The following is an 11,366-nucleotide window of genomic DNA, read 5'->3' on the forward strand; positions in this document are numbered from 1 at the left end:
GGTCTCCGAGTCACCGGCTCCGGTGACCAAGCCGGCGAGCGATCAGGGGAATGATGACAGCGGCGGCCACGACGTGCGACACGGCCAGGACGATCTGGGTGGAGGTGGCCGTGTGCGGGGCGACCGCGGGGCCGGCGAGGGACAGCGCGGTGAGCGCGACCGTGATCGCCGTGAAGGTGCGGGCGGGCCGCTTGGCCCAGCGGGCGAGGGCCACGGCGAGGACGACTCCGGCGATCGACCAGAAGATCACTCCGCCGGCGAAGCCGCCCACCGGGATCTCCGCGGCCTCCTTCGCCCCCGGACTCGCCGCGGCCATCGGCACACCGGCCGCCCGGAAGACGAGCGCGAACACCTCGGTCACCACGGCGCCCGCGAGGGTCGCCAGCACACCGACCAGCCATACGGGGCGTGTGTCGAGGAAGCGGAGGGAGCGGGGCGTGGACGGGGACTGGGCGATGGTCCGGGTCTGGGACGCGGTCACGCTCATGGTTGGGTCTCCTGTTTCGGCTTCGGGGCTCGGTATGCCTTTCGTGGAGTTAGACCGAGCCCCGCCGCAGAACTGAGCGGTCACCGGGGCAAGTTCTTCGAATTCTTCGAAGTGCGTACGTAGTCGAAGCGTGCGGTGGCGCCGGCCGTGTTCTGGGAGACCAGGCCGATCCTGAGTGGCTGCTCGTCGGGCAGGGTCCAGACGCCGGTCCAGGTCCAGTGCTCGCCGTCCGTGCTCGTGGCGGCCCGCACCTCGTGCTCGTCGCCGGCGATGTCGGCGTGGTACGACAGGCGCATCCACAGGGTGTCCGCCGTGGGCCCGCCGAACATGGGGCCGTACGCCACCGGTGTCGGCGGTGTGGTGGTGGGACGGGCGCCCTCCTTGCCGAACTCGGTGACGTGCGTGACCTGGCCGCCGGTATGGCTCAACGGCAGCACGGCGTGCACGAGTTTGACGTACCGGTCGTCGTTTCCGTACAGCACGAGACCCGCCTGCCGGTTGGCCGGTCCGGAGGCGAGGTGGACCTTGGTCTCCACGGTGAAATCGCCCGGCGGCGCGGGTCGGGTGAGCACGGATGCGGTGTTGGTGCCGAGGTGGAGCTCGGCGTTCTGGGTCGGCCAGGACAGCACACCGTCGCCCGTCGTGGCTCCGGCGGCCGGGCCGCGGACCCAGGTCCACTCCGGCGAGAGGGATGCGCTGTCGAACTCGTCGCTGTAGGCGGGCAGTTGCGGTCCCGTGCGCGGGTCGGGCACGCGCGCTGTGACGGGTCGGTAGAGGCGAGCGGCGCCCACGTTGTCGGCCGCCGCACCCGCGCCGCGGGCGGTGATGCCGACTTTCCCGGCCCGGACGGCGGCCGCGGGCAGCCTACGCGCCTGGGTGACCACGGCGTCGTGCAGCCGGTCCGCGCCGACCTCGACGGTGAGCCGGGTACCGCGGATCTCGGCGGCGACGTTGTGCCACGCGTTCCACTGGAATCCGGAGGGGAGGACGGTCACTTGCTCGCCGACGCTGACACCCTTCACCCGTACGTCGGTGACCAGTGCGTTCCGGTCCTTGTCCAGCCGGGCGACGACGTGGTTGTCCGGGTTCGCGTAATCGACGAGCAGCCCGGCGGCGCCGGACGGGGACGTCACCCGCAGATCGGCCTCCGCGCGTAGGTCTGCGGGAGCGGCACGGTCCGAGACCAGGTGGGCCGGAGTACCGCCGGCGGGGGTGACGTAGCCGCCCGCGTCCCGTTCGGTCCTTGTCACCCAGCCACCCGCGCCGTGCCAGCCGGACAGCGAGCCGTCGTTGAAGGTGCTGCCGACACTCCATTCGGTGACCGGCGCCCGCTCGACGCCCTCCGACGGGCCCGCGCCGGCCCGCACCACCGGCCAGCCGTCGATCCAGTCGAGCCGGTCGATGAGCATCGGCCGCCTGCTGAGCGTCCGGTCGATGCCGGGCACCGGCTTCAGATCCGGATCGTCGGCGGGGACTGCGTGGTAGACGAGCCAGTCCTGGCCGGACAGGTCGGTCTGGAGGGCGTTGTGGCCGGGCCCGATCCACCGATTCCCGCTCGCGCCCAGCACCACTGCGCCCTTGCTGGTGGGCGCCATCAGGTCGATGCCCCGGTCGTCGGTGAAGGGGCCCGTGGGGCTGGTGGCGCGACCGACCTTGACCTGATAGCCGCTGAAAGCGCCGTCGCAGCATCCGGCATCCGAGTAGAAGAGGTAGTAGTAGCCGCCCCGCCGGACGACGAACCCGCCCTCCATACGGCGCCCTTGGGCGACCTGCGTGACCGCGCCCTCGATCCGCGTACGGTCACCGTTCATCCGCGCCACGCAGAGCGTGTCGTAGCTGCCCCAGTACAGATACGGCTGTCCGCCGACGTCCGTGAACTGGGCCTGGTCGATGTCGCCGGTGGCGCAGCCGCTCTCGGCTGGGAGGACGGCGCCCCGGTCGGTCCACGGCCCGGTGGGCGTGGGTGCGGTGGCCACGCCGACGGTGTCCTGGCCCGGCACCGAGTAGAAGAGGCTGTAGTGGCCGTCGGTGTAGCGGATGTCGGGTGCCCACAGCCGGGAGCCCTCGTGCCAGGCGGGCTGGGACTCGGGCGTGAAGACCTGACCGGCGTAACTCCAGTGCGTCATGTCCGCCGACCGCAGGATGGGCACAATGCGTTCGCCGGTCTCGCCCTGGCTCTGGAAGACGGGGTTCTGGGTGCCGTAGGCGTACCAGTAGCCGTCCTTGCCACGGATCATCACCGGGTCGGGGAACGTGTCGACGACGTCCGTGGTCACAGGGTTCTGGTACGCCGGTGACGGCTCGGGAGCGGCCGTCGCCCGACCGGTGGGCGACAGCAGCGTGGCGAGGAGCACGCCGGACAGCGCGGCGAGGGCCTTGCGTCTGCGACTCATGCGGGAGTGACCTCTCTACTCGAAGGAGCTCAGGGTCGGGTCGTGGTCAAAGGCGCCGATGTCGAACATCGATGTCATCCAGTGGTAGAAGTTGTCGCCGCGCTCCCGGAGCAGGTCGTAGAGGCGGCGCATCAGACGGCGGCGCACGGGTGCCAGTTCCGGGTGGGAGTAGCGGTTGACGAGTTCGTGCGGGTCGGCGTGCAGGTCGTAGAGCTCGTTCACCGAATCCGGATTGACGACGAGCTTGTAGCGGTCGTCGCGGAGCATCCGCTGCGGGTAGGGGAAGTGATGGCCGTGGAACTCGGCGAGCAACTCCGCGGGCCACTGCGGGTGTTCGCCGCGCACCAGGGGCAGCAGACTGCGGCTGTCGGTCGCGGGTGAGACATCGCAGCCCGCGAGGTCGAGGATGGTCGCGGTGCAGTCGGTGAGGGTGACGAACTCCGGCCGAACCTGGGGTGGTTGGCCGGGGACTCGGATGATCCCGGGGATGCGGTAGATGTCCTCGTACATCGCCGGGCCCTTGTCGTGCAGCCGGTGGGCGCCGGTGAACTCGCCGTGGTCCGCGGTGAAGAAGACGGACGTGTCGTCGCTGAGGCCGAGTTCGTCGAGGCGGGTGAGGATGCGGCCGATCTGCTCGTCGATGAGGGTGACGTAGCCCCAGTAGACGGCGATGAGCTTGCGGGTGACCTGGAGCGGCATGGTGTCGAAGGCCCAGTGGGCGCTGTAGTTGCGCTGCACCGGCGGCTTGCCCTCGAAGGTCTCGGCGATCGACGGCGGCAGCTCGACGAGTCCGGGGTCGTACATGTCGTAGTAGGCGTCGGGCAGCAGATAGGGCAGATGCGGGCCGAAGAAGTGGGTGGCCAGGAAGAACGGGCGCCCGTCCGCCGCGTACTTCTCCAGTTGTTCGATGGCGCGGGTGGCGAGATAGTGCTCGAAGGTCGCTTCGACGGGCTGTTGGAGGCGGGCCGCCAGCAGGTTGCCGGGGTTGCCGTTGGGTGTGGTGCCGCGCACCGGATCGGTGATGCGGTACGGCGGCAGGTTCCGCTCCTCCAGGTAGGCGAGGTAGTCCGGGTGGTCGACGGGGTTGTGCCAGCCGGGCAGGTCGGGGCCGTCGAAGCCGTACGAGGCGGCGTTCCGGTGGGTGCCGACGTGCCATTTGCCGATCAGGCCCAGTTGGTGGTCCCGGTCGGCCAGGGCGGAGGGGAAAGTGAAGGCGTCCTCGCGCAGATCCTCCAAGTAGCCCACGTTGCGTTCGTGGTTGGCGAGCAGCCGGTGGCGGAACGGGGCCTGGCCGGTGAGCAGGCTGGCGCGGGCCGGGGCGCAGATCGCGGTGGGCGTGTAGAAGCGGTCGAAGCGGGTTCCGGTGGCCGCGAGGCGGTCCAGGTGCGGGGTGTTGATGTGCGGGTTGCCGTAACAGCCCAGCGTGTCGACGCGGTGCTGGTCGGTCATCAGGAACAGGACGTTCACCGGGCGGCCGCCTTCGTGTAGACGTCGGCCGCGTAGAAGGTGTCGGCGGCGGGCGCCTGCTTCAGCTGACCGGTGCGGACGAAGAAGTCGCTCATGCCGTCGAGCCACTTGCCGACGGTCCCGTCCTTCGTCCTGGCGACGAGTTCGGCGGTCGTCATCGTCTGCACGTTGTCGGCGTCCGCCTTGACCTTGTCCTCGGGGACCTTCAGCAGTTTCGCGGCGAGGGCGATCGACTCCTCGTGGTGGGCGGCCCGCCAGTCGTTGGCCTCCTGAAGCACCTTGACAACCTTCTCGTCGGTCGCGGGCTCGACCTCGTCCCCGGCGACGAACGCGGTGGGGAAGCTGCCGCCGATCTCCCGCGTGCTCGCCACCTCGACCAGGCCGGGCACCTTCTCCTTGATGGTCGCAATCAGCGGATACCAGATCCCGGCGCCGTCGATCTGCCCGGACGCGAACGCGGAGACGATGGTCGGCGCGTCCATCACCACCTTGTCGATGTCGTCCATCGTCATCCCTGCCTGCTGTAGCGCGAGGTTGAGCACCATCTCGCCGGACGTGCCCTCGGGCACGCCGACCTTCTTGCCCTTCAGGCCGGTGATGGAGGTGATGCCGGGCTTGGCGATGACACGGTCCGCGTACGTCAGCGTGTTGATCGCGACGATCTTCGACTTTCCGGACGCGGGCAGCCACATGGCGCCGGGGCCGATGTAGCCGTAGTCGAGGTTGCCGGTGCCGAGCGCCTGGATCTGGATCGGCCCGTTGACGAAGGTCTTGTACGAGGCCGAGATGCCGTGCTTCTTCCACAGCCCCTGCTCGTCGGCGATGGCCAGCAGGCTCGCCCCGTTGTAGTCCGCGATATACCCGAACCGGACGTCCGCACCGCTGCCGCTGCCGGAGGAGCCGCACGAGGACACGGAGAGCGACAGTGATGTGACGGAGAGCGCCGACATGAACCCACGGCGAGTCATGCTCATGACATTGAATCCTTCGAACGGCCTTGAGAGGTAAGGGAGTTTCAGACAGCAGCCGGTGCCTGGTGGTAGACGGAGTGCCAGATCTCGTTGCGTATCCGGGCGAACTCCGGCGACAGCCGCAGCTCCTCGGTCCGTGGATACGGCAGGTCCACGTCGATGACGCGGTGGATCCGGCCCGGCCGGGCCGCCATGACGACGACGCGGCGCGCCAGGTAGACGGCTTCGTCCACGTCGTGCGTGATGAACATGACCGTCCGTTTCTGCCGGGTCCAGGTCTCCAGCAGCTGATCCTGGAGTTGCACCCGGGTCAGCGCATCCAGCGCTCCGAACGGCTCGTCCATGAGCAGCACTTCGGGGTCGACGGCGTACGCGCGGGCGATCGCGCATCGCTGCTTCATCCCGCCGGAGAGCGTCTTGGGCAGCGCGTCGGCGAAGTCGGAGAGCCCGACCAGGTCGATCGCCTGCTCTGCGCGCCGCTTGCGGTCGGCGGCCGGCAGCGAGGTGAGCTTAAGGCCGAACTCGACGTTGCCCCGCACGGTGAGCCAGGGAAAGAGCGCGTACTGCTGGAAGATCACGCCCCGTTCGGGACCGGGCCCGGTGACGGACGCGCCGTCCACGAGGACCTGACCCGACGTCGGTTCCACCAGTCCCCCGGCCAGATTGAGCAGCGTCGACTTGCCGCAGCCGGACGGCCCGACGACGGTGACGAACTCGCGGTCTCCGATGTCCAGCGACACCCCGTCGAGCGCCGTGAAGTCGCCGCCCTTCATGGGGAATGTGCGCACGACGTCCTGGAAGGAGATCTTGGCCTGTGAGGTGCCCTTGTGAAGTTCCGTGCTCATCGCCGCTCCTGCCATCCGGTCAGGCGCCGTTCGGCGAGCAGCAGCAGCCGGTCCATGAGGAGCCCGATCACACCGATGGTGATCAGCCCGACGAAGATCGTGGGGATGTCGTAGTAGGTCTGGGCGTGCATCATCTCGTAGCCCAATCCCTTGTCGGCGGCGATGAGTTCGGCGGCCACCACGGTCGCCCACGCCGCACCGAGCCCGATGCGCATGCCGACGAGCAGGAACGGGGTGGCCGCCGGGATCACCACCTTGAGGAAGATGATCCGGTCCCGGGCACCGAGGACCCGGGCGGCGTTGATCAGTGTGCGGTCCACGCCGATCACACCCTGGAAGGCGGCCACCACACTGGAGAGGAACGCCGCCAGGAAGATGACGAAGACCTTCGGTGTCTCGCCGATGCCCATCAGCACGATGGCCAGCGGGATGATCGCCAGCGGTGGGACGGTGCGGAAGAACTGGACGTACGGTTCCAGGAGGCCGCGGGCCACCGGGTACCAGCCCATCAGGAACCCGACGGGAACGGCGAGCAGGGTACCGAGCGCGAATCCGAGGAACACCCGGCGGAGACTGGCCAGCGCGTCCTCGACAAGGGTGCCGTCCTTCAGCAGGTCGACGGCCCTGGAGCCCACGGACAGCGGGCCGGGGACGTCCACCAGGCCGGTCGCGGCGGCCACGGCCCACACGGCGACGCCGATGACGAGGGCGATCAGGTTGAGCAGAAGTGCGGGGACGGTGCGCCGGCCGCGTCGGGGCGCGGACGTCATGGGCGTCTTGTCGGGCGCGGTGATCACGGCCATGGCGGCCTCGCCCGGCGCAGGGGTGTCATGTTTCCTCCAGGGGATCCGGGGGTGCGGGATAGCGGGCGAGCAGGGGCGACTCGTGCAGGACCAGGGCGATGGCGCCCAGCGCGCCGCCCGTCTCACCGAGCGACGCGGGGCGCAGGTCGACGCGGTGCCGTGAGATCGGCATCAGGTGCTCGGCCAGCGCCCGCGCGACGGGCTCGAACAGAACGTCGCCGGCCGCGGCGAGTTCACCGCCGAGCACGATGACGCCGGGTCCGATCGCATTGCACACGGCGGCCAGTACGGTGCCGATACGGGAGCCGGCCGCGTCCAGCACACGCCGAGCGGCGGGGTCGGCGGGGAGGGCCGCGAGCAGCGCGGGCAGGTCGTCCGCCCGGCGGTACGCGTCGAGTACGGCGCCGACGGAGGCCACCGTCTCCAGACACCCCCGCCCGCCGCACGAACATCGGCGCCCGTCCGGCTCGACGGTGATGTGCCCGAACTCGCCGGACAGCCCGTGCGCGCCGCGGTGCAGCGAACCGCCCACGACGAGCCCGCCACCGACACCGTGCGACAGCCGCAGATACAGCACGTCCTGGTCACCGGCGGCCGCTCCCCAGGTCGCCTCGGCGAGAGCGGCGAGACGGGTGTTGTTGTCGACGAGAACGGGAACGCCGAAGCGTTTACGCAGGAGGAGGGCGAGGTCGGCGCGGGGGCCCGCGGGGGCGAGGTCGAGGCGGGGACCTTCGGGGCTGGGGTCGGGGGCGAAGCGGGGACCGTCGGGGCCGGGGGCGAGGTCGGTCGGGGGGCTTGGGGGGCCGGGAGCCATGTCCGGCTGGAGGGAGGTCGCGTCGGGCTCACCCCGCGCGTCCGGTGCTTCGGCCGCCGCGTCCTCGGCCGTCGTGCGCTCGGCCGCCGTGCGCTCGATCGCCGCGTCCCGGACCGCCATGTCCGCAACCGCCGCGTCCCGGACCGCCATGTCCTCGACGGGGCCGACCACGCCCACCCCGATCGCGCTCAGCGCTCCGAGCCGCAGAGTGCCGCCGGCCAGCGAGCCCAGCAGCCGCTCGGCGAGGTCCACCCGGTCCTCCCAGGGGAGGTCCGGTGCATGGGGCTCACCCGCCGAACCGATCACCTCGTGGGCGACGTTGACCGCGGCCACGTGCACCGCACGCCGGGCGAAGTCGATGCCGATCGCCTGCCCCGCCTCCGGACGGAGCGTCAGCGTCTCGACCGGCCTCCCCCGCCTGCGCTCGGCGGGGGCGGGAGCCGAGGCCACGACGGCCCCGCTGTCCACAAGCGCGGCGATGATGTCGTACAAGGTCGTCCGGGACAGCCCGCTGTGCCTGCCCAACTCGGCCCGGGTGAGCGGGCCGTGCCTGCGCAGGAGGTCGAGTACGAGCTCCTCGTGCCCCCGGCGCAGCCGCGCCAGTGGGCCGTCGTGGTGCTGTGGCATGTGGCACAGCATGAAGACGGCCCACGTTTTTCGTCAACAGTCCGGAAAAAATAAAGCGGGCGCACGGAGGGATTGTCATCTGCGGGCAACAATCGGGGCGTTGAACACGCAACGGCAGCCCCTGCCGACGGTGACCTGGTCGGGGGGCTGCCGTGGAGGTGATTACTTCTCCTGTGCACCGCCGAGCCACTTGAGCCCGTCGATCAGGAAGCGGTTCTGCGTGGGACTCGCGAACGTGGAGGACAGCCGGGTGTTGGTCTCGTAGTTCATCGCGTTGTGGCCGAAGTTCGCGTACAGCATCTTGTACTGGGAGTTGGTCCAGAGGATCGGGTAGTAGCCGCTGTACCAGGACTGGTTGGGATCCGTGCCCAGGGGGAAGCTCGCCGGGTCGACGGATGCCAGGATCTTGATGTCCGGGTTGGTCCGCAGGTCGTTGGACCAGCTGTACCACTCGCTGACGGCCGAGGTGAAGGTCTCGCCCAGGCCGGTGGTGGAGGGGTGGGTGCGGTCCTCGGTGCGCAGTATCGCGGTCGTCGGCCCCCAGGTGTTGGACTTGAAGTTCCCGCTGCCGAGGAACTGGTTGTAGTACCAGGGCCAGCCCCCGGCGTTCGTGGTGAACGCCGAGACATGGAAGCCCATCCAGGCACCGCCGGCCCGCATGTACCGCTCGAATCCGGTCCGTTGGGCCGCGGACTGCGGGGCGTCGTCCAGGAACAGGACGACCTGGTAGTCGTTCACGCCACCGTTCGCGAGCAGGTTCCAGTCGGTGGTCGCCGTGTAGCTGAAGTTGTTCTCCGCGGCAGTCCGCGGGAACCACTCGTTGGCCTCCTTGACGAAGTCGATGTGGGCGGCGTCCCAGGTCCCGTTGTAGAAGGCGACGACCTTGAAGTCGGGAGCCCGGTGCCCGGCGTGGGCCGGGGCGGTGAGCCCCAGCACCAGCGCCAGCAGAATCACCAGTCGTGCCGCGAGCCGCCTCACGGGTAGCTCACCAGGTTGGCCACGTTGGTGGAGGAGTTGGACGGGCCGCCCTGGTCGTTGATGACGTGCCGGATCGTCCCGGTGCCGCCGAGCGACACGGTCACCATGTTCTGGAAGCGCACGTTCGGGTTGTCGGGGACCTCGAAGGCATGCTCGGCGGTGACACTCGAGTTGACGTTGAAGAAGCAGTAGCTGCCGAGCCCGTAGGCCTGGTGGCTGGTGACCGAGTCGGCGACCTTGTAGGCGGCGTAGCCCTGCGTGGAGCCGTTCATCCAGGCCGACTGGTTGGGCGGGTCGTACGGCATCTCGTTCTGGTAGAAGTACGTCCGCCCGCCATTGCCGTTCCAGATCGTCTGGTGCTTCTGGTAGTGCTCGACGAACAGGCCGTACATCGTCACGTCGTCGCCGTTGACGATCAGTCCGGTGTCGGCCGTGTTGCTGTCCCAGCCGATACCGGTGCCGTGGTCGCCGCGCCAGATCCACATGTGGTCGCCGATGACATCGTCGCTGTTCACGACAAGGCTGGTGGTCGCCTTGCCGACGGCGGCGCCGCCGACGCGGAAGTACACGTCGTGCAGGGAGGTCGGGTTGGCCGCGTGGTCGGTGGAGGCACCTGACTCGCCGATCTCCACGAGCGTCTTCGAGTTGGTGGTCCCGGCGTCGAAGAGGACGCCCGCGAGCTTCACTCCGTCGACGTCGGCGACCGTCATGGCGGTGATGCCGTTGTCGGGGATGAACGTGGCGAGGCCGAGGCCCAGGACGACCGTGTCGGGGCGGGTCACCTTCAGGGTCTGGTCCAGGTGATAGACGCCGGGGGTGACCAGCAGGTTCTTGCCCTCGGCCAGAGCCGCGTTGATCTGTTCGGCGGTCGCGCCCGGCTTGACGACGTAGAACTGGTCGAGGCCGAGCGAGGTACCCGCGGCGTTCCCGTTCGCCCACGTGGTGGCCGAGGAGTCGGCGCGCAGGGACGGCACGAACACCTGGTAGGTACCGGCGTCGTCGACGTACAGGAAGGGCTTCTCCCGCACCGTGGGGGTCTCGTTCACGGTGGTGTAGGGCGGGTTGGGGAAGCTGTCACCGGGCACGCCCTGGCTGCCGACGAAGACCATGTTCCAGTTGGAGCCGGTCCAGCTGCCGAGCTGCGAGTTGCGGGTCAGCCACTGCTGCTGGCTGCCGGAGTTGACCTGACCGTCGATCTTGGTGTCGGCCATGAAGCCGCCGCTGGACCAACCGCCGTCACTCAGCTCCAGGTTGCCGCGGACATGCATACGCCGGTAGGCGGAGGCCTGCGACACCGCCCAACGGTCCGTGCCGCCCGTGGGGTTGACCGACAGGTTCTCGGCGCCGCGCCAGAAGTTCTGGGTGGCGTTCTGCGGCGGGAACCAGTCGGCCTCCACGTGCACGGCGCCGTTGATGGTGACGGAGTCGGGCGACTCGCCGAGGCCCAGGACCTGGGTGTAGAAGCCGACGTTGACGTCCGCGTCGTACGTGCCGGGCTTGAACATCACGGCGTGTCGCTCGGAGCCGAACTGGTTGGTCTCCTGCTGCTGGAAGATCTCGTCCAGCCGGCTCTGGATCGTCGAGGACGACATCGACGGGTCGAAGACTTCCACGTTCGGGCCGAGGTCGACGTCCTCGGCTTTGGTGTTCGCGTTAGTGACCTGGGAACCCTGTGCGGCGCCCTCCGGGGCGGCCCCGGCGGGCTGGAGGGTGAAGACCAGGACGGCGGCGGCCGCGGCCGCGAGGGCCGCTGTCCACGGGGCGCGGGACCTGATGAAACGGTGGCGGCCGCTGATGGGTGGCCTCGGAATTCGGAGCACGTCTTCTCCTGTGCCGCCGAAGCGGCGGGTGTGGGGGGGGTGGGTGGGGAAGGGGCGGTCGGCCCTCCTCGTCCGCCGAGACCCCCTGCCATTCCCCTGGCCGCCGGGCGGCCGCCCCTCCGGGGTGGTCCCGGGCTCCCCGACCGCGGTACTCTTGGTTG

The 11,366-nt window shown here is 69.6% G+C and carries 8 protein-coding genes and 1 pseudogene; all 9 read right to left on the reverse strand.

Annotated features, from left to right (window positions below):
• Nucleotides 1-10: 10 nt before the first annotated feature.
• Nucleotides 11-487 (reverse strand): DUF6069 family protein, encoded by a 477-nt coding sequence (locus KCH87_RS26790; RefSeq protein ID WP_210588812.1) that lies wholly within the window; start codon nucleotides 485-487, stop codon nucleotides 11-13.
• An 80-nt stretch (nucleotides 488-567) separates the two neighbouring features.
• Nucleotides 568-2,880: a family 43 glycosylhydrolase gene (locus KCH87_RS26795; protein WP_210588813.1), complete on the reverse strand. Its 2,313-nt coding sequence runs from the start codon at nucleotides 2,878-2,880 to the stop codon at nucleotides 568-570.
• Between the two features lie 15 nt (nucleotides 2,881-2,895).
• Nucleotides 2,896-4,347, reverse strand: a complete 1,452-nt coding sequence (locus tag KCH87_RS26800; protein ID WP_210588814.1) for a sulfatase-like hydrolase/transferase — start codon at nucleotides 4,345-4,347, stop codon at nucleotides 2,896-2,898.
• Nucleotides 4,344-5,321 carry an aliphatic sulfonate ABC transporter substrate-binding protein gene (locus tag KCH87_RS26805; protein WP_210588815.1) on the reverse strand — a complete coding sequence of 326 codons (978 nt, stop codon included), beginning with the start codon at nucleotides 5,319-5,321 and terminating at the stop codon, nucleotides 4,344-4,346. The genes KCH87_RS26800 and KCH87_RS26805 overlap by 4 nt, the downstream gene beginning before the upstream one ends.
• A 41-nt stretch (nucleotides 5,322-5,362) precedes the next feature.
• Nucleotides 5,363-6,163, reverse strand: a complete 801-nt coding sequence (locus tag KCH87_RS26810; RefSeq protein WP_210588816.1) for an ABC transporter ATP-binding protein — start codon at nucleotides 6,161-6,163, stop codon at nucleotides 5,363-5,365.
• Entirely contained in the window at nucleotides 6,160-6,966 is an 807-nt protein-coding gene (locus KCH87_RS26815) for an ABC transporter permease (protein WP_210588817.1), read from the reverse strand. Before KCH87_RS26815 ends, KCH87_RS26810 begins: the two co-directional genes overlap by 4 nt.
• A 25-nt stretch (nucleotides 6,967-6,991) precedes the next feature.
• Complete coding sequence (locus KCH87_RS49275; RefSeq protein WP_374199038.1) at nucleotides 6,992-8,419, reverse strand: ROK family protein; 1,428 nt, start codon at nucleotides 8,417-8,419, stop codon at nucleotides 6,992-6,994.
• A 162-nt stretch (nucleotides 8,420-8,581) separates the two neighbouring features.
• Nucleotides 8,582-9,385: pseudogene (locus KCH87_RS26830) on the reverse strand (ThuA domain-containing protein); the annotation flags it as partial.
• Nucleotides 9,382-11,205 carry a coagulation factor 5/8 type domain-containing protein gene (locus tag KCH87_RS26835; protein WP_308298925.1) on the reverse strand — a complete coding sequence of 608 codons (1,824 nt, stop codon included), beginning with the start codon at nucleotides 11,203-11,205 and terminating at the stop codon, nucleotides 9,382-9,384. The gene KCH87_RS26835 and the pseudogene KCH87_RS26830, both read right to left, overlap by 4 nt.
• Nucleotides 11,206-11,366 lie beyond the last annotated feature (161 nt).

The sequence above is a fragment of the Streptomyces sp. GESEQ-35 genome, from assembly GCF_017948485.1.
In the GTDB taxonomy this organism is placed as follows: Bacteria; Actinomycetota; Actinomycetes; order Streptomycetales; family Streptomycetaceae; genus Streptomyces.

What these genes read in the sequence shown, in the direction of transcription:
- KCH87_RS26790 (WP_210588812.1), bottom strand. Translation starts at nt 487, where the DNA reads ATGAGCGTGACCGCGTCCCAGACCCGGACCATCGCCCAGTCCCCGTCC.
- KCH87_RS26795 (WP_210588813.1), bottom strand. Translation starts at nt 2,880, where the DNA reads ATGAGTCGCAGACGCAAGGCCCTCGCCGCGCTGTCCGGCGTGCTCCTC.
- KCH87_RS26805 (WP_210588815.1), bottom strand. Translation starts at nt 5,321, where the DNA reads ATGAGCATGACTCGCCGTGGGTTCATGTCGGCGCTCTCCGTCACATCA.
- KCH87_RS26810 (WP_210588816.1), bottom strand. Translation starts at nt 6,163, where the DNA reads ATGAGCACGGAACTTCACAAGGGCACCTCACAGGCCAAGATCTCCTTC.
- KCH87_RS26815 (WP_210588817.1), bottom strand. Translation starts at nt 6,966, where the DNA reads ATGGCCGTGATCACCGCGCCCGACAAGACGCCCATGACGTCCGCGCCC.
- KCH87_RS49275 (WP_374199038.1), bottom strand. Translation starts at nt 8,419, where the DNA reads ATGCTGTGCCACATGCCACAGCACCACGACGGCCCACTGGCGCGGCTG.